This window comes from Cytobacillus sp. QJM3NY_8, from assembly GCF_056173585.1.
The window spans coordinates 2,602,337-2,625,304 of sequence record NZ_CM149681.1; the positions used below are offsets into that span (position 1 = coordinate 2,602,337).

Annotated in this window: 25 protein-coding genes and 2 riboswitches; of the genes, 9 read left to right on the top strand and 16 right to left on the bottom strand. The window is 41.1% G+C overall.

The features are described from left to right. Positions 1–65: 65 nt before the first annotated feature. Positions 66–1,097, bottom strand: a complete 1,032-nt coding sequence (gene ltaE, locus AC0VZ9_RS13535; protein WP_019379820.1) for a low-specificity L-threonine aldolase — start codon at positions 1,095–1,097, stop codon at positions 66–68. Positions 1,098–1,555: 458 nt separating this feature from the next. Here ltaE and qoxA point away from each other — a divergent pair, with 458 nt between their 5' ends. Genes qoxA through qoxD form a run of 4 tightly spaced genes read left to right on the top strand, consistent with a single transcriptional unit; the run spans position 1,556 to position 5,412 of the window. Next, positions 1,556–2,545, top strand: coding sequence for a cytochrome aa3 quinol oxidase subunit II (gene qoxA, locus AC0VZ9_RS13540; RefSeq protein ID WP_009334520.1), 990 nt, complete (start codon positions 1,556–1,558; stop codon positions 2,543–2,545). After that, positions 2,535–4,511, top strand: a complete 1,977-nt coding sequence (qoxB, locus tag AC0VZ9_RS13545; protein WP_009334519.1) for a cytochrome aa3 quinol oxidase subunit I — start codon at positions 2,535–2,537, stop codon at positions 4,509–4,511. The genes qoxA and qoxB overlap by 11 nt, the downstream gene beginning before the upstream one ends. Further along, positions 4,501–5,106 (top strand): cytochrome aa3 quinol oxidase subunit III, encoded by a 606-nt coding sequence (gene qoxC, locus AC0VZ9_RS13550; RefSeq protein WP_009334518.1) that lies wholly within the window; start codon positions 4,501–4,503, stop codon positions 5,104–5,106. Before qoxB ends, qoxC begins: the two co-directional genes overlap by 11 nt. After that, positions 5,107–5,412 carry a cytochrome aa3 quinol oxidase subunit IV gene (qoxD, locus tag AC0VZ9_RS13555; protein WP_019379818.1) on the top strand — a complete coding sequence of 102 codons (306 nt, stop codon included), beginning with the start codon at positions 5,107–5,109 and terminating at the stop codon, positions 5,410–5,412. 75 nt (positions 5,413–5,487) lie between these two features. Here qoxD and AC0VZ9_RS13560 read toward each other — a convergent pair whose 3' ends face one another. The 4 genes from AC0VZ9_RS13560 to AC0VZ9_RS13575 form a co-directional block, all read right to left on the bottom strand. Beyond that, positions 5,488–5,727, bottom strand: a complete 240-nt coding sequence (locus AC0VZ9_RS13560) for a hypothetical protein (protein WP_009334516.1) — start codon at positions 5,725–5,727, stop codon at positions 5,488–5,490. Between the two features lie 119 nt (positions 5,728–5,846). Next, entirely contained in the window at positions 5,847–6,116 is a 270-nt protein-coding gene (locus AC0VZ9_RS13565) for a hypothetical protein (RefSeq protein WP_009334515.1), read from the bottom strand. A 99-nt stretch (positions 6,117–6,215) separates the two neighbouring features. Then, complete coding sequence (gene thiT / locus AC0VZ9_RS13570; RefSeq protein ID WP_019379816.1) at positions 6,216–6,815, bottom strand: energy-coupled thiamine transporter ThiT; 600 nt, start codon at positions 6,813–6,815, stop codon at positions 6,216–6,218. A gap of 66 nt (positions 6,816–6,881) precedes the next feature. After that, a riboswitch (TPP riboswitch) is annotated at positions 6,882–6,984 on the bottom strand. A 51-nt stretch (positions 6,985–7,035) separates the two neighbouring features. Continuing rightward, positions 7,036–8,376, bottom strand: a complete 1,341-nt coding sequence (locus AC0VZ9_RS13575; protein WP_034297042.1) for an MATE family efflux transporter — start codon at positions 8,374–8,376, stop codon at positions 7,036–7,038. A 285-nt stretch (positions 8,377–8,661) separates the two neighbouring features. Between AC0VZ9_RS13575 and AC0VZ9_RS13580 the strand changes: the two genes are divergently transcribed. Further along, positions 8,662–10,392, top strand: coding sequence for an AAA family ATPase (locus AC0VZ9_RS13580; RefSeq protein WP_251264473.1), 1,731 nt, complete (start codon positions 8,662–8,664; stop codon positions 10,390–10,392). A gap of 201 nt (positions 10,393–10,593) precedes the next feature. Then, complete coding sequence (locus AC0VZ9_RS13585) at positions 10,594–11,898, top strand: ATP-binding protein (RefSeq protein WP_251267230.1); 1,305 nt, start codon at positions 10,594–10,596, stop codon at positions 11,896–11,898. Positions 11,899–12,023: 125 nt separating this feature from the next. Here the strand turns inward: AC0VZ9_RS13585 and AC0VZ9_RS13590 are convergent, their stop codons facing one another. The 10 genes from AC0VZ9_RS13590 to queC form a co-directional block, all read right to left on the bottom strand. Next, positions 12,024–12,176: a lmo0937 family membrane protein gene (locus AC0VZ9_RS13590; protein WP_019379812.1), complete on the bottom strand. Its 153-nt coding sequence runs from the start codon at positions 12,174–12,176 to the stop codon at positions 12,024–12,026. 140 nt (positions 12,177–12,316) lie between these two features. Further along, on the bottom strand, positions 12,317–12,511 hold the full coding sequence (locus AC0VZ9_RS13595; RefSeq protein WP_251267229.1) for a hypothetical protein: 195 nt from the start codon (positions 12,509–12,511) through the stop codon (positions 12,317–12,319). Between the two features lie 610 nt (positions 12,512–13,121). Further along, complete coding sequence (locus AC0VZ9_RS13600) at positions 13,122–13,895, bottom strand: divergent polysaccharide deacetylase family protein (RefSeq protein WP_009334509.1); 774 nt, start codon at positions 13,893–13,895, stop codon at positions 13,122–13,124. Positions 13,896–13,981: 86 nt separating this feature from the next. Then, complete coding sequence (locus tag AC0VZ9_RS13605; RefSeq protein WP_251267228.1) at positions 13,982–15,055, bottom strand: ABC transporter substrate-binding protein; 1,074 nt, start codon at positions 15,053–15,055, stop codon at positions 13,982–13,984. Then, the gene (locus AC0VZ9_RS13610; RefSeq protein ID WP_019379810.1) at positions 15,052–15,855 is read right to left on the bottom strand and encodes an ABC transporter permease; all 804 of its coding nucleotides are present in this window, start codon (positions 15,853–15,855) and stop codon (positions 15,052–15,054) included. The genes AC0VZ9_RS13605 and AC0VZ9_RS13610 overlap by 4 nt, the downstream gene beginning before the upstream one ends. Further along, positions 15,855–16,658 carry an ABC transporter permease gene (locus tag AC0VZ9_RS13615; protein WP_009334506.1) on the bottom strand — a complete coding sequence of 268 codons (804 nt, stop codon included), beginning with the start codon at positions 16,656–16,658 and terminating at the stop codon, positions 15,855–15,857. The genes AC0VZ9_RS13610 and AC0VZ9_RS13615 overlap by 1 nt, the downstream gene beginning before the upstream one ends. Then, a complete protein-coding gene (locus AC0VZ9_RS13620) occupies positions 16,648–17,754 on the bottom strand; it encodes an ABC transporter ATP-binding protein (protein WP_009334505.1) in 1,107 nt (368 codons plus the stop codon). Before AC0VZ9_RS13620 ends, AC0VZ9_RS13615 begins: the two co-directional genes overlap by 11 nt. A gap of 147 nt (positions 17,755–17,901) precedes the next feature. Further along, the gene (gene queE, locus AC0VZ9_RS13625; RefSeq protein ID WP_475397484.1) at positions 17,902–18,633 is read right to left on the bottom strand and encodes a 7-carboxy-7-deazaguanine synthase QueE; all 732 of its coding nucleotides are present in this window, start codon (positions 18,631–18,633) and stop codon (positions 17,902–17,904) included. Next, positions 18,626–19,102 (bottom strand): 6-carboxytetrahydropterin synthase QueD, encoded by a 477-nt coding sequence (gene queD / locus AC0VZ9_RS13630; RefSeq protein WP_009334503.1) that lies wholly within the window; start codon positions 19,100–19,102, stop codon positions 18,626–18,628. The genes queE and queD overlap by 8 nt, the downstream gene beginning before the upstream one ends. Positions 19,103–19,105: 3 nt before the next feature. Further along, positions 19,106–19,765 carry a 7-cyano-7-deazaguanine synthase QueC gene (gene queC / locus AC0VZ9_RS13635; protein WP_009334502.1) on the bottom strand — a complete coding sequence of 220 codons (660 nt, stop codon included), beginning with the start codon at positions 19,763–19,765 and terminating at the stop codon, positions 19,106–19,108. A 52-nt stretch (positions 19,766–19,817) separates the two neighbouring features. Further along, positions 19,818–19,860, bottom strand: a riboswitch (PreQ1 riboswitch). A 152-nt stretch (positions 19,861–20,012) separates the two neighbouring features. On the opposite strand from queC, the gene AC0VZ9_RS13640 reads away from it, so the two are divergent. Then, positions 20,013–20,141 carry a hypothetical protein gene (locus AC0VZ9_RS13640; protein WP_019379809.1) on the top strand — a complete coding sequence of 43 codons (129 nt, stop codon included), beginning with the start codon at positions 20,013–20,015 and terminating at the stop codon, positions 20,139–20,141. A 49-nt stretch (positions 20,142–20,190) separates the two neighbouring features. On the opposite strand, the gene AC0VZ9_RS13645 is transcribed toward AC0VZ9_RS13640, so the two are convergent. Next, the gene (locus tag AC0VZ9_RS13645; protein WP_475397485.1) at positions 20,191–20,913 is read right to left on the bottom strand and encodes a CBS domain-containing protein; all 723 of its coding nucleotides are present in this window, start codon (positions 20,911–20,913) and stop codon (positions 20,191–20,193) included. A 336-nt stretch (positions 20,914–21,249) separates the two neighbouring features. Between AC0VZ9_RS13645 and pxpB the strand changes: the two genes are divergently transcribed. After that, positions 21,250–21,960 carry a 5-oxoprolinase subunit PxpB gene (pxpB, locus tag AC0VZ9_RS13650; protein WP_026041557.1) on the top strand — a complete coding sequence of 237 codons (711 nt, stop codon included), beginning with the start codon at positions 21,250–21,252 and terminating at the stop codon, positions 21,958–21,960. Further along, positions 21,957–22,967, top strand: a complete 1,011-nt coding sequence (locus AC0VZ9_RS13655; protein ID WP_009334499.1) for a 5-oxoprolinase subunit C family protein — start codon at positions 21,957–21,959, stop codon at positions 22,965–22,967. The genes pxpB and AC0VZ9_RS13655 overlap by 4 nt, the downstream gene beginning before the upstream one ends. Position 22,968: the final 1 nt, after the last annotated feature.

The following is a 22,968-nucleotide window of genomic DNA, read 5'->3' on the forward strand; positions in this document are numbered from 1 at the left end:
GAGATATGCGATTCATTTGAAACGGAAAAACGCTTGCTGCAGAAAACATGCGTTTTTATTTGCAGTTAGATCATTTGACCAGCTGTTCTGTGTATGGCTATGACTGCATCTTCAAGCTGCTTTTTAGTAACATCATAGTGAGTGACAAAACGCACATAAGAAGGTCCGAAAGTTCCTGAAAGCACTCCCTCAGCTTTTAACTTTTCAACAAATTCCGATGAGTTCATTTTAAGGTTTTTTACATCAGCCACAATGATATTTGTATCTACTTGATTTACGATTTCAATCCCTTTGATTTGTCCAAGCTGCTGTGCAAGATATTGAGCATTTTCGTGATCCTCGGCTAAACGCTCTCTCATATTCGTTAATGCAACAATTCCCGGGGCTGCTATGATCCCAGCCTGGCGGAGTCCCCCTCCCAATCTTTTGCGCCATTTTCTTGCTGCAGCAATAAATTCTCTGCTGCCTGCAAGAATGGAACCAACAGGTGCTCCGAGCCCCTTAGAGAGGCATACTTGCACAGTGTCGCAATGATTGGCCATTTCAGAAGCCGGCAGGTTTAAGGCTGCGGCTGCATTAAACAGTCTTGCCCCATCAATATGTACGGGAATATTATTCGTTTTGGCAATTCTGTATATTTCTTCCATATTATCAATAGGTATTACGGCACCGCCAGCTCTGTTATGGGTATTTTCCAGACAAATCAATCCTGTTTCCGGATAATGCTGATCTTCTCCCCTAATGGCATACTCCACTTCTGAAGGATTCATTGCACCTCTTATCCCATTTAGCGTCCTTGTCTGGACTCCGGCAAAGGCAGATGAAGCGCCGCTTTCATAATAAAAAATATGGCTTTCTGCTTCAAGAATAATTTCATTGCCCGGACGGCAATGTGTTAAGATGGCAATCTGGTTTCCCTGTGTGCCGCTCGTTACAAACAGAGCTGCCTCCTTACCAAGCACCTCAGCAGCTGTCTCTTCCAATTTATTTATTGATGGATCCTCTCCGTATACGTCATCCCCAACTTCAGCTTCATAAGCAGCTTTCCTCATTTCTTCAGTTGGCTTTGTAACCGTATCACTTCTTAAATCAGTCATTTCCTCACCCTGTCCTTCTCTATTATTAGTCCATGTTACTGTACTATTCAGTATTTTTCAACAAAGAGAGAATTCATTTAATTAATTCTTGTATGGAGAATTTTATTTGGTGGTTTTTTGCTTGAATATGGATGTAACATAAGATAATTAGGGTGTCGCATTAAAGTTCAAAATTTGTTCAAAAGTTGTTTTGATGACCAAAACCCTGTAATAATGCTATTTGAACAAAAATATAAGCTGTCCAAATAGCTTACATTTATTTCCTTCCCACTTTTGTCACAACTTTTCACATTTGCTTATGTTAATATCATTTACACAGTGATAACTAAGTTAAATAAAGGTTTTTAAGGATGCTTATGTTTACCAGCTATATATTTTTTTGGCATCTTTGTGAAAACCCGCACATTATTTGTGAATTATTTAACAATAGTTTTTGTCAAAAGGAGATGAAACATCAGATGAAGAAAATGCTGCTCTCTTTAACAGCCCTATTGCCCTTAATGGTTTTAAGCGGCTGCAATATGGTTGTATTTGAACCTCAGGGCCCCGTTGCAAGAAGCATTACCGAATTAATTAACTGGTCCCTGATCTGGATGCTTCTTGTCGTTGCAGTCGTGTTTGGATTATTCGGCTACATTGTCTGGAAATACCGTGAACGACCTGAGAATAAAGATTATGAACCCCCTGAGGAGCATGGAAGTACACTACTTGAAATTATTTGGACCGGGATTCCGATTTTAATTGTCATCGCCCTAACAATCCCGACAGTAAAAACACTTTATGCGCTGGAAGAAACACCTAAGGGCTATGAAGAAAAAGAACCTATTACAATACATGTAACATCTGCTGACTGGAAATGGATCTTCAGCTATCCTGAAGAAGGCATTGAAACAGTGAACTATGTCAATATTCCTGAAGATACGCCGGTTCTCTTTAAAATGACATCTGCCAGCACTATGCAATCTTTCTGGGTGCCTGCACTTGGCGGACAGAAATATACGATGCCCAAAATGGAAACTGAAATGTATCTTGTCGCTGATAACCCTGGATCATATGAAGGACAGAACACGAACTTTAACGGCCGCGGCTATGCGGATATGAAGTTTGAGGTTCTTGCTCAAACACAGGAAGATTTTGACCAATGGGTTGACGACGTTAAAGAAACAGCACCTAAACTGACTGAGAAAGAGTATGAAGGGCTGCTGAAGCCTACGCATTTAGGAAGACTGACATATTCCAATACTCATTTAGAATGGGTTAACCATGCTGATCCAAATTCGAAGGCTTATACAAATCCTGAGCTCTACAGAGGCCATGGATATCAAGGTAAAACATTCGAAGAAGATGACAATTATAAAAATGAGAATCCAAACGTAATTGAAGGTCATGGTGAAGAAGAGAGCCATGATAGTCAAGAAAACCATGGAGGTGGCCATCATGGGCATTAAATGGGATGAGTTTTTTATTACTGGGGACCCCCTTATACTAGGTTCACAGATTGCTATTTTATTAACGATGATTGGTGCAGTCGCTGCCATCACGTATTTAAAAAAGTGGAAATACCTCTGGACCGAATGGCTGACTACAGTTGATCATAAAAAAATCGGTATCATGTATATCATCTCCGCAGTATTGATGTTTTTCCGCGGCGGGATGGACGGCTTGCTGATGAAAGCTCAGACAGCACGCCCTGAAATGGAATTTCTGAATTCACAGCACTATAATGAAATTTTTACAACACACGGCGTTATTATGATTCTTTTCATGGCAATGCCATTCTTGATTGGATTAATGAACGTTGTCATTCCGCTTCAAATTGGTGCGCGTGACGTTGCCTTTCCGCAGCTGAATGCACTTAGCTTCTGGCTGTTCTTCAGCGGAGCTATGCTATTTAATATTTCTTTTGTTATCGGGGGATCGCCTGATGCAGGCTGGACATCTTACTTCCCTCTTGCAGGCAAGGAATTCAGCCCTGGAATCGGCAATAATTTTTACGCAGTCGCGCTGCAAATTGCTGGTATCGGGACACTGATGACAGGTATAAACTTTATCGTCACGATTTTGAAAATGAGAACAAAAGGCATGACACTAATGAAAATGCCGATGTTCACTTGGACTACCTTTGTAACATCCATTCTGATTGTGGCAGCTTTCCCTATTTTCACAGTTGCATTGGCACTGATGACATTCGACCGTCTGTATGGAACACACTTCTTTACAGTATCAGGCGGAGGAATGGATATGCTTTGGGCTAACCTGTTCTGGCTTTGGGGACATCCTGAAGTTTACATTGTTGCCCTTCCTGCATTCGGGATTTTCTCAGAAGTTATTGCCACTTTCTCAAGAAAATCATTGTTTGGATATAAATCAATGGTATTTTCCATCCTTGGAATTGCCCTTTTAAGTATGGTTGTCTGGGTCCACCATTTCTATACAATGGGATCAGGCCCTGCTGTAAACTCTTTCTTCTCCATCACGACGATGGCGATAGCCATACCGACTGGAGTCAAGATGTTTAACTGGCTGTTTACGATGCGTAAAGGCCGCATAAAAATTACTTCCGCCATGCTTTGGGCACTTGCATTCGTCCCATGCTTCGTCATAGGCGGGGTTACTGGCGTAATGCTTGCAATGGGTGCAGCGGATTATCAGTATCACAATACATTATTCCTGGTTGCCCACTTCCACTATGTATTAATTCCAGGTGTCGTATTTGCGGTATTTGCAGGTCTTTACTACTGGTGGCCAAAAATGTTCGGCTTCATGCTGAATGAAAAAATCGGTAAATGGCATTTCTGGCTATTTGTTATCGGCTTTAACGTAACATTCATGCCTATGTTCTTCCTTGGATTAAACGGAGCTGTAAGACGTGCATACACATACTCTGCCGAGTCTGGATTTGCACCACTCTTTATGCTTTCGGCAATTGGTTCCATCATTCTGGCAGCCGGATTCGCGGTGTTCTGCTACAACATTTACTGGAGCATCCGCTATGCCGACAGAAACATTTCAAGCGACCCATGGGACGCAAGAACATTGGAATGGTCTACTGCGTCACCTGTTCAATTCTATAACTTTGCAAAACTGCCGGAAGTTAAATCCCTTGATCCTTTCTGGCACATGAAAAAAAAGAATGAAGGCTTAACGTTATATGACAGTGAAATCGAAGAGATTCATATGCCAAGCAATTCCTGGCTTCCGATTTATATGGGTGTCATCTTTGGCATCGCAGGCTTCCTCCTTGTATTTGAATGGCACATCGCTGCAGCTGTAGCTGCCATCGGCATTTTTGCTGGATTGATCATTCGTTCATTCGATTACAATGAAGGCTTCCATGTTACAAAAGATGAAATCCACAGAATTGAAAATGCGTGGAGAAAAACAGAAGGAGAGGTGCACGATCATGTCAGCTAAAGTGGATACTTCTTTGCCCCTTGAATATCAAACTGAACAGGACCGGATGAATATTCTTGGCTTCTGGGTTTTCCTTGGCGCTGAAATCGTTCTATTTGCCACTCTGTTCGGAGTATATGGAGTTTTATATGAACGCTTTGCTGGAGGGCCAACACATAAAGACATTTTTGTGATCAAGGATGTCATGATTCAGACAGTCCTCCTTTTGACAAGCAGCTTTACAATGGGCATCGCCATTTTTGAAATGCGCCGCCATAACCTGAAAGGGCTAATCACCTGGCTGGTGATTACCCTTGCACTTGGCGCAGGATTCCTATTCATGGAGATTAATGAGTTTATCCATTATGCCCATGAAGGTGCAACGATGCAGACAAGTGCGTTCCTATCCAGCTTATTTGTCCTGCTGGGTACACACGGAGCCCATGTTACATTGGGAATTGGCTGGGCAACTATGGTCATTATCCAGCTTTTAAAAAGAGGCCTTACCCCTACTACAGCAAGAAAAACGTTTATTATCGGCCTTTACTGGCACTTCCTTGATGTGGTCTGGATCTTTATTTTCACATTCGTGTATTTGAAAGGACTGGTGGCTTAAATGGAACATCATCAATCAAAAAGCTTCCCTATAAGCCATGTCATTGGATTTGTTGTTTCCCTTGTGCTGACATTTGCAGCAGCAGGTATTGCCCTAAAAACGAACCTCTCTTTTAAAGTGATCATGTGGATCATCGGCTCGCTGGCTGTCATTCAGGCAGGCATGCAGCTGTTCATGTTCATGCACTTAAGAGAAGGAGAAGACGGCAAAACGAACTTAGTTAATATGATTTATGCCGTATTTATGGTTATTGTAATTGTAGTAGGTTCTATTTGGGTTCTCACTTCTGGGCACGCGGCTCATTAATTCAAGAAAAGCGGAATCGCCTTGTCCATCCCATGAGCCAGATAATAAAACCGGTCTCCCTTTTGGAGGCCGGTTTTATTTGTATTGTCTGATTCCCTTGCTGCCCTTTGTCATTTCTTCCATCACATTAATAAAAAATCCGAATCCAAAAATTAGCATGGATGATACCATAATGCTTAAACCGATTGATAAAACATACTCACCCGTGAGACCGCTTACAAAAAAGCTTGAAATAAAGACAATTAACCCTAAAAGAATACCGGCCGCAGTAACATTTCTAAAAAAATGCAGCACCTTTTGCTGTTTTAAAGTCATATTTTCATCCCCTTTTATTTAATATTCTAACTATGTTCACAAATTTGTCAAACTTTTTGTCACAAAATTGTCAAATTTATTTATGCAAAAAAAGCTTTGCAAAGGTGCAAAGCAATTTTCTACTGATATAGCTTTTTAATGTTCTCCAAATCTTTCTTTAAATTGCCTATTTCCTGCCTGGTCAGCATTAATGGCATTTGATCGTAAAGTGTAATAATCTGTCCTCCCTCATCCTCTTCATGAAGGGATAAATAGTTATACAAATTTTCACATTGATTTTTGTTAAGGACAGACTGGGTGCTGAAATTTTTAACCTTCTGGATCTCAAAGGCACTGGTTTCTGCATCATATACACCTGTAATAATATTGCCCTGCAATGTGTTTGACAAACAATCACTCCCCTTTTTGAGTAATATACCCATTTTTCAGGAGCAGTTTCCTAAAATAAGAAAAAACCTCTTTGGAAATTTCCAAAGAGGCTGATTATATTAGGAAGCGCGTTTTTGTGATTGAATAACTTCATCCGTTTTTCTTATGATCAATCTTGGAGCTGAAGATATAATTAATACTGCTAAAATCGAGCAGAGAATAGCTGCTCCGAGCATGGTTGCACCGTTTGCCAGGAAGGAAAAGAGAACCGGTGACATCCCTTCCGGCGCATAGCTCCCAAAGAAAAGGACACCTGCTATGAAATGCCAGAAATACCGGGCAAGGCTTCCGGCAAACACAGCTAAAACAACCCAGCCCAATGCCTTTTTCTTGTTTCCGCTGCGCAGCTGATTTTGAATTGGTCGGAAAAACAAACCGGCAAAACCGATACAGGCAAATGCCACAAAGTACTCAATAAATGCCTGAAGCGGAGTCGCAATCCAGGCATCACCCATGGCAATCTGCAATATTCCCCATAATAGACCGGCAATGAAGCTGACTTTAAAGCCCCATCTGAATGCCAAAATGAATATGGGAATCATCGCAGCAGAAATCGAAATGGAAGGCGACAGCTTAATAGATGGAAGGAAATCCAAAATAATAGCAAATGCTGCAAAAAATGAAGCTTCAATCATCGCCGTCAGGCTTAATTTTTTCATAAAAAAATCCCCCTATAATCGTATGACGATACCCCAAGGGAGAACAAGCAGGCAGAAAAACCCCTTCCGCCTTTTATTCCACATTCCTGCGCTAGCATTATCTAACAGGTTCAAAGGGTCAGAACAGCGAACTATTCACTCTCAGCAGAATGCTCCCCTTGTGGCACGTTATTGTATTATCCAATTTTAGTATAAATGAAATAAATGAAAGTGAAAAGGATTATTTTCCCTCTCCAAATATAGCCTGTTTATCCCACTTTCCGATACGGTAATACATAAAGGCGATGACACTGCTTATAGCAAAGCTTATCCCCATGCCTGCAGCAATTCCTTTATCACCCATAAACTTTGAAAATAGGAATGTTAAAGGATAGCGCAGGATCCAGAATGAAATGATATTCAGTATGAGCACTTGAAACATCGCACCGGAAGCTCTTACCACACCATTCAATATAAAATTAATGCCCAGGAGCGGATAAAAAAAGGCAATGATCTTTAAATAGTCAGTGCCATACTGAACTGATTCTTTATCCTGTATAAACAGGCGCACCCCGTGTTCTGCAAATAGGACCGTACCAAAAGCGATGATAAACATGATTCCAAGATTGTAAATGACTCCGTACAAGGCGATTTGATGAACCCGTTCCCATTGATTTCTCCCTATATTTTGACCGGCCATACTGTTGACTGCAGTCCCCAATGCCATCGCAGGAAGCATAATGATGCTGTCAATACGCTGAGCTGCACCAAATCCCGCAACCACGTCATCGCCAAAAGAGGTGACGACAGACATAATAGCCATAACACCAGCCGATATAACGGTCATTTGAAGTCCAGAAGGGATGCCGAGCTTGAAAATTAATGCCGCTTCCTCTTTATGCGGCCAAGAAGGAATAGTGAACGGCGCCAGCTTTTTGCGGAGTATGAATATCATTCCGATCATAAATGCGAACCCCTGTGAAAGGATCGTAGCACAAGCTGCCCCATCAATACCAAGCTGGAATACAGATATAAAAAGAGGGTCCAGGATTGCATTTAATACGACTGCTATCAGGACAAAGTACAGTGGACTCTTGCTGTCTCCGAGCGCCCTGAGTACGGTTCCTATAAAATTGTATCCAAATAAAAACAGAATACCAATGAAGTTAATCTGCAAATAGGATGCTGCACCTTCAGCCATTCCTGCAGGTGTGCCCATTATGGCCAAAATTCTTTCTGCAAACAGGAATCCGGCTATTCCAAGAGCAACTGACATAATTGTCTGAATGACGGTAAAGGCATTCAAATATTGTTTCAGCCCCTCTTCATGATCCCCACCCTTTTGCTGGGATAAAATCGTTAACGCCGCATTGTTTATTCCAATGATAAAAGAAAGAACTGTAAAGATTACAGTGCCGGACACCGCCACAGCTCCCAATGCGTCGGCCCCAAGCAGATTCCCAACCCACAGACTATCAATAAATTGATAGGAAACCTGCAGAAAATTAGTGAGCATGATTGGAGTTGAGAACACCAAGAGCTGTTTGAATATATTTCCTTTTGTAAAATCCTGCTGTGCCATCTTTACACCTTTTTCCCATATTTTTTTCACAGTTTCTATTATTCACTATTTCATATCCAGTTTCCAATTTTATAGTTTTGATTGTTATTATGTTTTATAATTTTATTTGCTTCATCTCTGTCACATTTTTATCATAAATTGATGCACCTGGAATGCTGTTATAGCACAATTCCTCTAAGGAGATATTATTTTTCCATAATTTACAACGTTTAAAAAGTGTAAAACCCTGTAATTAACAATTCTTTTTCCTTATAATGTAGGTATGTTTAATGAGGAGGGAAATAGTTGAAATCACGTCTTAAGAAGCCTTCGACGATTGTTTCTATTGCATTGGTGATCACGGTGATTTTGGCGGCGGTTATTTGGACCGTACAAGCAGGAAAAAAGGATGTGACAGTCCCGTTTTCTTCTGTGGAAAAAATTATTGCCTCCCAGTATGGGAAGACTGTTGCAGTACAGGAATATAAAAATGGGAAACTGCTGATCACAGCCCCTGATGGCGAGTACATCTCCCATGTGCCCCCCAACAGTGAGATGGTTGATAAATTAGTAGAAACCTATAATATACAATATACGTTCGCAAACACAGGACCTTATACCCCTTGGATTCTGGGCGGTGTAGTCCTTTTGTTTATAGCCATTGGCATTTACCTGTTTAAGTCAGGAAAAGGCGGAATGGGCGCTACAAATACTATGAAGCAAAGTGTATCTAAGCCAAAGGCCCTTCCTTCCATTTCACTTGAGGATGTTGGCGGAATTCAGGAAGAAATGAAAGAGGAAATCATGCAGACTCTTTCAATTTTAAAAGAACCTGAGCGCTCCCTGAAGATGGGGATTAAGCCGCCAAAGGGAATTCTGTTATACGGGCCTCCTGGAACGGGGAAAACGTTGCTGGCTCAGGCAATCGCTAAAGAGCTTGGAGCAACTTTTTTCTCAACCAGCGGTTCCGGTTTTAATGAATTGTTCGTTGGTGTGGGAGCATCCCGTGTAAGAAATCTTTTCCAAAATGCCAGAAAGCATGCCCCTGCTGTTGTCTTCATTGACGAAGTAGATGCACTGGCAGGCAGAAGAAAGCAGCATGGCGGGGAAGAAAGTGAAAAAACATTAACTGAGCTGCTAGTTCAGCTTGACGGCGGACATTCCAATGATGGAATACTATTTATTGCAGCGACAAACAGGAAGGATATGCTCGATGAAGCCTTCCTCCGTCCTGGGCGTATTGACTTCTCCTTCAATGTCCCTCTTCCGGATACAAAGGGCCGAAGAGAGATTATCAATATTCACACGAAAAATAGATTACTTGCTGAGGATGTCATGACAACACTTGGCGATCTGGCAGAAAGCACTTCTGGATTCTCGGGAGCAGATCTTCATTCCCTTTTTGAAACGGCAAGCCGCAGAGCTGTCCGTAACGGCCAGGAAATTATCTCTAAGGATGATTTGGATTATGCGCTGGATCGGACCATTTTGGGAACTACCACCCGTGCATTGCAGGATCCCGGCACGAAGCAGCGGGTGGCCATACACGAAGCTGGCCATGCTTTAGTGGCTGCTTTAACAAAACCAGGATCCGTCCGAAAAGCAACCATCATTCCCCGAGGTGAAGCTCTTGGTTACGTGGCCCCCATTCAAAAAGAACTTCACTTATCGACAACAAGTGAATTGCTTGATCAAGTTGCCATGATTCTCGCTGGCGGTGTATCAGAACGAATGATTCTTGGCGAGCATAGCATTGGAGTAAGCGGTGACGTAAAACAAGCCAAGCATATCATTGAGCAAATGGTTGATACCGGGTTACTGGATAACGGCTTTGAGCTTACTTTTAACAAAGGTCAAAAAGAAGCAAAAATGCAGGATCTTTTCCAGAAAGCACTGGAAAGATGCGAATTGATCATCGCAAATCATCAGCCTCAATTTGAAACGCTGGTAGAGGCCCTTCTTGAAAAAGAAACTCTTGAAGGCAGTGAAGTCCAGAAGATTGTTGGAGAATTGAAGACTGAAATGGTACTGGCATGATGAGAAACCGGCCCACTATGGGCCGGTTTTTTATAATGGAACTGTGGGTCATTTGTAAATAATCAAATTAACCCATAATAATGTTATGTAAACAAATGGTTCTTTCATATAACCAGAATAAATAAATGTTCCCATATAAAGGATTCTTCCTTTCTTTTGTTTAATTACTAATATTACCTACATAATGGAGGAATGGTTCTTTTGTATGATTTTACAGCTGACTTGATTTTTCACTTTCTGATTATGATCATGATCCCTTTTATCCATAAAATCTCTTCTTATCGGGGGGATTACTGGAAGACTTCTGCCCCGCTTTTATCTGTTCTTTTTTTAGCACTTTTCCTCACTATGACTTTTCCTGTGGAAATTGCAGGCGGTCAGTTTTTTGACTTGAAATTTATTCCTGTTTTTGTCGCCTATTTTTACATTAAGCCCCTTGCAGGCTTCCTGACTATTTTTGCATTGATTTCTTTTAAGGTCTTTTTTTCACCAGGAGATATTTGGATTGCGCTTGTAAATTACACAATAATTTCTGTGCTCTTTTTCTATGCGTCAAAATTCTATAAAAAATGTACATTTAGGCAAAAACTCAGTATAGCAGTTGTATTTTATCTTCCCATTACGATAACCAGGTATGTTTTTTTCCTCCAAAAGGATATAAACGAAGACGCTGTATACTTACTATTGTTTTCAGCAGTTTCCATTATGACGCTTTCTATAATCATCTATTTGATTGAAATGAATCTGCTTCAGGAAAATATGATGGAAAAACTGAGAAATGCCGAAAAAATCAATGCGATCAGTCAGCTGGCTGCGTCAGTCGCCCATGAAATTAGGAATCCAATGACTACTGTAAGAGGTTTTCTGCAAATGCTTAAAAATGAAAAAAACCTGACTGCAGATCAAAAGACATTTATTAAAGTTTCTTTGGAAGAGCTGGACAGAACCAATCATATTATTAGTGATTTCCTCTCACTTGCACGCCCGGAAACTTCTGTTGCCAGTAAAGTTTCACTTTCCGGATTATTATTGGAGGTGGCTGATTTTATGCGGCCATATGGACTGATGACAAAGGTTGAAATAAGGACAAGTATTTTTGAAGGCATTTTTATCATGGGTAATCCGAATGAAATAAAGCAATTATTTATAAACTTAATGAAAAATAGTATAGAAGCCATGCCTGATGGCGGTATTCTAGAGGTTTCAGCATTCAAAAGAAATACTACAGCAGATATACAAATTAAAGATGAAGGTGTCGGAATGTCGAAAGAAAAGCTTCAAATGCTCGGTCAGCCCTATTACTCAACGAAAACAAAAGGAACCGGCTTAGGGTTAATGATATCTTTTGACATCATCAATCGTTTGAAAGGAAAATATTTAATAGAGAGCACACAGAATAAAGGAACCAGCTTTACTATTTCGCTGCCTCTATATTACTCGCCTGAAGAGATACGGCAGCCTTCTTTCCAGAACATGTCTGAAGGTCAGCATATGAATGAGCGTTAACTCCATATTCCCTGAATGGGAATCTTTCCGAAAATAAATGATCGCCAGCACAGGGTAGCTTAATCGTGATGGATCAAATACATTAACTTTAAAAAAAGCCTCCAAAATCTGAAGGCTTTTTTCATTTATCCTCTGCCGGATGCACGGCCTCTTATAAAGTTTACAACAAAGATGATCGCTGCTATTACCAGCAGTATATGAATGATGCCTCCTGCTACTTTAAATATTAATCCGAGTATCCATAATACAAGCAAAATACCTGCTATAGTCCAAAGCATGCAATTCACCCCTTCCTGTTGATTTAATATTTACATACCCCTAACAACCGGGACAAAATCATGAGTAAATGAAAAAAAACATTGCCGCACTTTTTACAGTTCTGACAATGTTATGTTTTGCAGTGGATGGATATTTTTATTCAGAGAGTATTGCATTTTCCAATTCTTTTGCAGCAGACCCGATTGGCAATTTCTTTTAATGAGGATGCTTCACCTTTTTTCAATTCCTTAAGCTTGTGATAAAACGTTTTCCATGCCTGCTCCCTTTTCTCAAAAGAAATAAATGCACCTTCTCTGTCCATTTCAACAGCAAAATCCATTAACATCTCAGGCATCTTTTTTCTCGGTCATTCTAACCCTTATCATTGTTACAATGATGTATCTCTTTTAAAAAGGTGCCGGACACCCATGCCACACAAGTTCAGTAAGATCATACAAAACCTTCCTGTATTCAGTGAAGTTTTGCTGCATCCTTTTTGCATCACTGCATATACTATATTCACGGTCGCCCACCTCTTCTAACATCGCTTCGTTGCGGGACTAACCAGACCGGAATGTGGGCGGCCACCTTTTAGGATTTAAGCCGTATTTAACCATTACACCGTTTTATTACACACCATGAACAAAGCTGCAAACCACACCAGGCTTGCAGCTTTTATTTATAGTAAATTATAAAATGGAACTGTGTGAATCACTCTGTGGAAAGATTGCATCTACCTCCAGCGCCTAGCCCCTCGGGTCATAAGCCAAATCACTCCAGAAATCAGGACAAGGAACGCTTCGTCATCGAATACATCGCCCGACCAAAGCTGCTTTGGAAGGTTTCCTGCGTGATTCGTCATATGCCTGTCGGACTTGCACAGGATGTGCCGGCTTCAACGTTCGCCACAGGACGTGGCGGTTTTTAGTTGACGTTTATCCTGATCAAGGAGCTTCCGCTTTAGTTCAAGGACCTTCGTCAATAAGTTCATAGCCTGGAATCAGTTCTGAGAGCGGCACTATTTCTGCTTTCTCTTTATAAACAGGTATATACTCTTTAAGCACATTAACCATCTTTGTACCTGTGATGCCGACATGGCCAATTGCGATAATGCGTTCATTTTTCACCAGTTTTTCTGCAAGTCTGTCAGCCTGTTTTGTAATATGGGCAGTAGTGTATATGTCATCGAAGAAAATATTGTTTTCTACGTATGGTACACCGATTTCTTTTGCCAGTTTGCCGACGACGCTTTTGCCGGTTGTTTTGCTGTCAAGATAAAATAATCCGTGTTCTTTGCATACTTTAAGGACAATTCTCATGACCCGCTCATTCTCAGTGGCTCTTGAACCCATATGGTGATTCATCCCGACCGCATGCGGCACTTCTTTGATGGCACTCTCTACCCTGCTGCGGATTTCTTCATCAGTTAAATCTGTTGTGATTGCCCCCGGACCAAGCCAGCTCCTCTTTCCTCTTTTCGGCTCCATTGGCATATGAACGATCACTTCATGTCCATTTTCACTTGCCAGTTCTGCATCTTCTTTTGTCGTTGGCATGAAAGGCATGATGGCAACTGTTAAGGTCACCGGAAGCTCCATCATTTCTGCTGTTCCCTTCATGTTGTTTCCCAGATCGTCAATGACAATCGCCAATTCAGGTTTTAGCGGGGCAGCACTTATGGAATTCCCTATACTTGCGAATGAAAAAATCAATAAAAATATACTGATGAATATTTTCATTTTCCATCCTCCTTTGGGCTAGCATTCCCTGATTATTTAAAACAGTTCCAATGCAAAAACTGCCAGGAATTGATCCTGGCAGAACTTTATTTTTTATGCATTTTAAATTCAAGGAAAAGCTCGTTATAATAAGCAAGCATTCTTTTTCCCAGGTTCTCATAAACCTCCAGCCGAGCTGTCATTTCTTCATCCGGATAGAATCGTTCATCTGAAATTGTTTCTTCGTCCATATATTTCAGCGCTTCTTTATTCGGCGTTGAATATCCAACGTATTCTGTATTTTGTGCCGCATTTTCCGGGTCAAGGATGAAATTCATAAACTGGTGGGCTGCTTCCGGGTTTTTGGCAGTCTTAGGGATGACCATATTATCAAACCAAAGATTGGAGCCTTCTTCCGGAAGTACATATTCCAGATTATCCTTCTCCCACATGAGTTCCTGAGCCGTGCCGGACCAGACCACCCCAATGCCGGCTTCATCATTTTCCATCAGCATTCTGATTTCATCACCGACAATGGCTTTAATGTTAGGAGTAAGACTATCGAGCATTTGTTTAGCTTCGACCAAATGGTCTCTATTTTTGTCATTCAGCGAATAATGGAGACTGTTGAGACCCATGCCCATTACTTCCCTTGCCCCATCTATCAGCAGGATCTGGTTCTTTAATTCAGGGTCCCATAAATCATTCCAGCTTGTGATTTTTTTATCTCCTAAAATATCGGTGTTATAAAGAATTCCGACAGTACCCCAGAAATAGGGAATTGAATATTCATTCCCGGGATCAAAAGGCAGGTCCATAAAACGCTGATCGATATATTTCAGGTTCGGAATTTTTGAATGATCAACCGGCAAAAGCAGGTCTTCCTCATTCATTTTTTCAATCGCATATTCAGATGGAACAGCAATATCATAAGCTGTGCCGCCCTGTTCAATTTTCGTCATCATCGCTTCATTGGAATCGAATGTCTCATAGATGACTTTTATGCCTGTTTCCTGTTCGAATTTGTCCACCAAGTCTGCATCTATATAGTCGCCCCAATTAAAAATGGTCAAAGTATTTCCGCTTGTGTAGCCCTGGGAGGAATTCAGCCCTGAAGCGATGTACAATAAGGCAAATGAAACAATTAATACGGCGGCGAGTGCCTGAACAAGCTTCTTCATTGCCTTACCCCCATTCCATTCGGCTTATCATTTCGTTTCGTAATAAAGTAATAGCCTATTACCAGAATGATTGTAAATAGGAAAAGCAAAGCAGATAAAGCATTAATATTTAAAGAAACTCCCCGTCTTGCCAGTGAATAAATCTCAACAGACAAAGTGGTAAAGCCGTTGCCTGTAACAAAGAAAGTTACCGCAAAATCATCCAGGGAATACGTCAGGGCCATAAAAAAGCCAGCGAAAATTCCAGGAGTAATATAAGGGAGAATGACTTTGGTCAGCACATCGAATCTGCTTGCCCCAAGATCCATGGCTGCATAAATCATGGACGTGCTCATTTCTTCTATTTTAGGCAAAACCATCAGCACAACAATCGGTACACTAAAGGCTATGTGAGCAAGCAAAACAGATACAAATCCAAGCTTAAGTCCGATCATTGTAAACAGAATCAAAAACGAGGCGCCTATAATGACATCCGGACTGACAATCAGCACATTATTCAGTGACAGGAGCGTATTTTTCACTCTGCGTTTTCTAGCATAGGCAATGGCTAGTCCTCCAGCCACTCCAATAATGGTCGAAATCGCTGCAGATAAAAGGGCAATAATAATGGTGTTAAGGACAATGATGAGTAATCGGGCATCAGCAAACAGCTCCCGATACCAATCCAGGGTGAAACCTTCGAATTGATACATGGTCCCTCCGCTGTTGAATGAATAAAATATCAAGTAAAAGATCGGGGCGTACAGGATGATAAAGATAAGTGCCAAATAAATCGCCGGCCATTTCCTGTTCTTTTTCATTATAGGATCCCCCGCTTTCTTCTGCCTGTCAGCACCATAATGAACACCATTGCGATAATCAGAAATACGGCAATGGTCGAGCCCATTCCCCAGTCCTGTGTCACAAGGAAATGCTGTTCAATAGCTGTTCCAAGAGTGATGACACGGTTTCCTGCAATCAGCCTTGTCAGCATGAATAATGACAGTGCAGGGATAAAGACGATCTGGCATCCCGATTTCACGCCATCAAGTGTCAAAGGAAAAATTACGCGTTTAAATGTTACCCAGGAAGACCCGCCTAAATCATTGCTGGCATCAAGAAGGGTTGGATTCAGTTCATTCAGAGAATTAAATATCGGCAAAATCATGAAAGGAAGAAAGATGTATACTGACACAAAGATAAAGCTGAAATCAGTGAACAGAATTTGCCTGCCCCCTATTCCCATTGCATCCAAAAAGCTATTCGCTGCACCATATGTTCCAAAGATACCCAGGAATGCATAGGCTTTTAAAAGCAAATTAATCCACGATGGCAGTATAATTAATAAGAGCCACAGCTGCTTATGTTTCGTCTTAGTAAGCAAATAAGCTGTCGGATAAGCGATCAGCAATGAAAATAACGTTATTAAAAAGGCATACCAAAAGGAGCTTAAAGTCATTTTTAAATAAACGGGTGTAAAGAACTTTCTATAATTCTCCAAAGTGAAGTGCCCTTCAATATCAAAAAACGAATAATACAGAACAAGAAGCAATGGCGCTACTACAAAGAGAGCAATCCAAAGGACATAAGGAATTAAATAAAAGTTGCGGGAATTAGTTCTCATGGCTTTCCTCTTCATAAGCTTCAAGACGCTTATCAAATTCCTCTTCTGTTTCCCCGTGCCTCATGACGTGTATTGCTTCGGGATCGAAATGAAGGCCAATTTGATCCCCGACTGTCGCCTTTTTCGTTGAATGGACCAGCCACTCATTGCCATCGCTGTCATAGCAGCTGATTTCATAATGGACTCCCCTAAAGAGCTGCGAGTCAACTTGTACCTTCAGTTTCCCATCTTCCGGTGCGGTAATAGCCAGGTCTTCAGGGCGGATGACGATCTCAACATCTTCGTTTGGCTCAAAGCCCCCATCAACACACTCAAATAATTTGCCGGCAAACTTCACCAGATAGTCTTGGATCATCGTTCCAGCAACGATATTTGATTCCCCAATAAAATCTGCTACAAAACGATTGATCGGCTCATCATAAATATCAGTAGGAGTTCCGCTTTGCTCGATGCTTCCGCTGTTAAGTACGAAAATTTCATCTGACATGGCTAATGCTTCTTCCTGGTCATGTGTGACGAAAATAAACGTAATGCCCAGATTTCTCTGCAGTTCCCTCAGCTCATATTGCATTTCGGTCCGCAGCTTTAAATCAAGTGCGGATAAAGGTTCATCAAGGAGAATAACCTCTGGTTCATTGACAATGGCACGCGCGATGGCAACACGCTGGCGCTGTCCACCTGACATTTCTTTGATTTCACGATTTTCGTAGCCTTCAAGGTTTACAAATCTTAGCGCTTCCTTTACTTTCCTCTCAATATCGGCATTCTTCATTTTTTTGATTTTTAAACCGAATGCAATATTTTCATACACATTCAAATGCGGAAATAGAGCGTAATCCTGAAAAACGGTGTTTACTTGCCTTTTGTTGGCTGGAACATTATTTATTATTCGCCCATTAAAATAAATGTCCCCTTCGGAAGGTTCAGTAAATCCGGCAATCAATCGCAATATGGTCGTTTTCCCGCAGCCCGATGGCCCTAAAAGGGTATAGAACTTCCCGCGCTCAATTTCAAAGCTGACATTTTTTAAAACTGGCGGATCATTATCATATCTTTTTGTAACGGAATTAAATCGAATAATGGTGTTATCTGTCATCTAACTCTCCCTATCTATAGAAATTTACAGCACTTATGTATTGTTAAGTTCAAACGTATAATATCATAAATTTCTCGGAATCTGTCATAAATTGTTGAACATCCTTTACAAAAAAAACCGCACCAATTGGTGCGGGATTAGCAGATACTACACTCCCCGCTTATTGCCCCATACATATGTATGCAGCTGCGGAAGTACTTTAACATCTGTCAAATCATTGTCATGTATCGTTTTTTCAATGAGCCAATCATATTTGTCAAGCAGTTTCTGCAATAAATTTCGGTCGTCAGCTGTAACAGTGTCATCATTTCCCACCTGCAGATTAAACGGAACACCGGGATAGCGCTTATGAATGTTTTTAGCATATTCATAATCCTTATCATCAAAAACAACAATCTTCAGTGAGACCTGCTGCTCTGCCTTTCTTTTGGTCTGAAGATTATTCACAATATAACCGAGCACATCGAAGTCTGTTTTCATGCCTGAGCTCGGCGGTTTTGGGGATAGGGTCAGTTCATCAATTTCATAAAACCAATCCTGCCAGCGGCTCCCCTGTGTTTCCAGGCAGATCTTAATTTTTTCTGCTTTGAGCAAAGAAATGAGTTCACTCAAATTTTTTAAAAGTGCAGGATTACCCCCGGATATGGTCACAAAGGAAAATCCATCCCCACCCAGCTCTTTAAGCTCTTTCCAAATTTCATCCGGTTCCATTTGGCGGATGCTGTCTTTCGCACTTCCATCCCAGGTAAAGGATGAATCACACCAGCTGCATGAATAATCACAGCCTGCTGTACGGACGAACATCGTTTTCTGGCCGATCACCATTCCTTCACCCTGAATGGTTGGTCCGAATATTTCGAGAACAGGAATCTTACTCAACCTCCATCCACTCCCTTCTTGCTTCCGCATAGCTTGTAGGAGTTTCAAAAAGGCGCACAAATTCTACTCTTGCACCAACATATTGCTCTTTTCTGTTTTGGAGGCTTTGTGCCATTTTTTCATAAATCCAGACAACCATATTCTCTGCTGTCGTATTCATTGGCGGCAGCGTTTCATTCAGATACTTGTGGTCAAGGAATATTTCAATTTCGTTTTTCCAAATTTTTTTAATGTCGCCGAAATCAATCATTAATCCTCTGTCATCCACGAATCCGCTTATGCCAAAAATCACCTTGTAGGTGTGCCCATGCAGGTTTTTGCATTTGCCTTCATAGCAATGCAGATGATGGGCTGAATCAAAAGTGAATTCCTTGCTGACCATTACACGCTTATGGTGGTATTTCAGCTGATCGGGTTTGATATCCTCATTTATCTTCTGCAGTTTATCAACAATCCTGAAACCGTACATGGCTTAAAGCTCCTCCTTTTCCTTGAGGTATTCTTCAAGGCCATTTTTCCTTAAATGGCATGCTGGACACTCACCGCAGCCATCAGCCGGAATTCCGTTATAGCATGTCAGTGTTTTCTCACGCACATAATCAAGGGCATTTAATTCATCTGCCAGCTTCCATGTCTCTGCTTTGTTGAGCCACATTAATGGTGTATGGATCACAAACTGTTCATCCATTGATAGATTAAGGGTGACATTCAATGATTTTATAAAAATATCCCTGCAGTCTGGGTAGCCGCTGAAATCTGTTTCACACACCCCGGTTATAATATGCTTTGCATTAATCTGACTGGCCAGCACACCAGCAAATGACAGGAATAAAAGGTTTCTCCCAGGCACAAATGTGGATGGAAGCCCGCCTTCCTCCCCATCCTTTACTTTAATCTCATCACGGGTTAGTGCATTTGGTGCCAGCTGATTCAATAGGGACATATCTAGAATGTGGTGCCTGATCCCCAGTTCTTTTGCTATTTGCTGTGCACATTCGATCTCCAGCTTATGACGCTGATTATAATTAAAAGTGACGGCTTCCACTTCTTCAAAACGTTCCTTTGCCCAGAATAAGCAAGTTGTACTATCCTGACCGCCACTGAACACAACGAGTGCTTTATCATTTTTCATATAAAAATTCTCCTTTAAATAGAAAAACAGGACCACTAAGAAAGCAGACCTGTTTTCCTTAGTTTTTTAAAGAGGGTAGCTAGAACCTCTACCGTGTACACGGATTTAGCTATTGAACTATCAGTTTATATTATCATCTTTATTGGCTTTTTAGAAGGCTTAAATTTATACAGTAAAAAAGTTTTATTATTCAAAATCGCGGGAAAGTAATAATGCAGCGCCAATTTCATAAGGAGGGACTGAAGCCATGATCAGGTTTACATCGACTTCACGCTATTCCTTTGGCATTGCAAAAAAAGGGACATTTATAAGAAGGTCTGCAGGAATGAATATTCAGGATAGGTCTACTCTGATGCGTCTGGGACTGCTGCAATAATCGGAACCGGCAAAAAAGGTGCAGCTATTGCTTGCACCTTTTTTGCGTTTTAATTTTCTGAATCGGCTTCCAGGAGGTCCCACGCTGTTATGATGCCTTTTGGTTTTTCAGTCGGCTTTCCGTTCTCGGTAACTATGATCCCTTCAAGCTTTTCATTTTTATTTCGGCAGTCCTCAAACATATCCTCTAATTCAAAGATAGATGTATGTTTGCCTGCAAACGAGATTTGATTCTTTGATTTCTTGCTGAAAAGCTCTTTAATTCTCACCTTTTTCAACTGGATTGTTTCTTCTGTAAAGTGCTCTGCCATCCATTTCACGATATCTGCCGAAGTTAATAGCCATGAGTATTCCTCTTTTCTCGAGTAAATGGGGAATTGGGAGTGTGAAAATTTATTAATTATGGCCAGTACATCCGTTAGCTTGCCATCTTCATAAAAATAAAATACCGGAGTTGCAGCTATGGAAAGTGCGGTTTTTGGCTTTTCAAAATGGCCGGCAATCCTTTCAATCTTTTCTACCGTCTCGAGATGAGGCTCCGCAATATAATAATCAAGGTCTATTTTTTCATGGACAATGGCATTTCGCAGCTTGGCAAACTGATGCAAATCATCTTCATATAATCGAATCAGCGAATGATTTTTCTGTATTTCTATAAGTTTATAAAATCTATCTGTTCTGGCGTTTTTAGCAGATTGTTTTAAGGCTTTGTGAATACGGTTAAAGGCAGCCTCAAATCTTTCTGATAAGTTCATTTCTAAATCTGCTTCCAATATGATCTCTCCCTAAATGGTGATGTACCTCCTCTATTCCCAAAATGATGGACAAACTAAACTTTGAAGATATTGGTACGCCTTCTAGCAGAATAATTTGCACAAATAGAATTTTCAGTCTATTATATAATATTATATTCTTCTGCTAAGGACATTGCATAAATATATAACATTACTAATAAATGTTTTTCATTCAAGCATTAGAAGACATGATTTTCCCTTTTTTCAGAAAGAATAATGAATGAAATTCTTTTGAATAAAAATGAAGATTTATTATTACCAAATAATATTTTATTCCTCAGTACAAACAAATTTACTGCGAAAGCTGGTGAAATGATGAGATACACCCTTCACCCATTAGGGGATGATGCTGTTCTTGTTGAGCTTGGGAAAGAAATCAGCAAGGAAACTCATCAGAAAGTTCAGTCGCTGACTGCCTTTCTTGAAAAGTACCCTCCCGAATGGATGATTGAATACATACCTGCTTACACAACTGTAACCATTTTTTATAATCCATTTAAGGCCTATCAGCTTTCAAATGGCCAGCTCCCGTTTAATTTCGTGTGTTCACTGATTAAACCGCTTATTGAAGAGATGACGGAAAATAATATGCCGGAACCTGAAATTGTTGAAATCCCGGTATGCTATGGAGGAGAATTTGGGCCGGATCTTGATTTTGTGGCAGAGCATAATGGGATTACCCCCGAAGAAGTTATTGAAATTCACTCCTCAGGCAGCTACCTGGTCTATATGATTGGATTTGCACCAGGATTCCCTTTTATTGGCGGAATGTCAGAACAAATTGCCGCACCAAGACGGGATACGCCGCGTCTAAAGATTCCTGAGAGAACAGTGGGGATTGCCGGGATGCAGACGGGTATTTACCCCATCGAGACGCCAGGCGGCTGGCAGCTGATTGGGCGTACTCCTGTTAAATTGTTTCGGCCGACGGATGACTCCCCTACCCTACTTAAAGCAGGCGACCAAATCAAATTCAAGCCAATCAGTCTGGAAGAATACCATCATTGGGAGGAGACGGAACAATGATTAACGTTTTAAAGCCTGGACTCCTTTCTAGCATTCAGGACCTGGGGAGAACCGGCTATCAAAAGTTTGGCGTGATTTCCAGCGGGGCCATGGACCCATTTTCACACCGGATGGCCAATCTGCTGGCTGGAAACGAAGAAAATGATCCTGTTTTAGAAATAACGATGATGGGTCCAATTTTAACATTTGAAAAAGATACCCTCATTTCGATTTGCGGCGGTGACCTTTCCCCTTCCATCAATGGCCAGCCTGTTCGGACATGGAGATCCGTTTTTGTGAAAAAAGGCAGTGAACTTAAATTCGGCCGGTGCCGTAAAGGGTGCCGAGCCTATCTGGCTGCTGCGGGCGGATTTGCCGTACCTGATGTAATGAACAGCAAATCCACCTACCTGCGTGCAGGAATTGGCGGTTATAAAGGCAGAGCATTAAAGTCAGGAGACCTGCTGGAAACCGGCAAACCTTCTCTCCAATCATTGAAAATAACGGAGTATTTGACAAAACAGATTCTTGATAGGACTTTTGTTGAAAACGACTGGGGTATTGCATCAGAACTCATACCGGACACAGCGGCAAATCCAGAAATCAGAATAACAAGGGGCCGCCAATTTGATTTATTTTCCGAAGCAAGCCAGGTTCAGCTTTTCAAACATGCCTTTGAAGTTACCTCACAATCGGACAGGATGGGATATAGACTGAAAGGCCCTGCTCTTTCGCTGTCAGAACATGCTGAGCAAATATCTGAAGCCGTAAATTTTGGTTCCATTCAAGTTCCTCCGGATGGAAATCCGATTGTATTGCTGGCTGACCGGCAAACAACTGGAGGTTATCCAAAAATTGGACAGGTTGCTGCTGTCGACCTCCCCCTTCTGGCGCAGGCCAAACCCGGAGACTCCTTAAGTTTTGCAGAAATATCAAATGAACAGGCGCAGCAGTTATTAATTAATAGAGAAATGAAATTAAGGGAATTAAAGCAAGGCATATTTTTAAAAACAAGAGGAGGAAATTAAG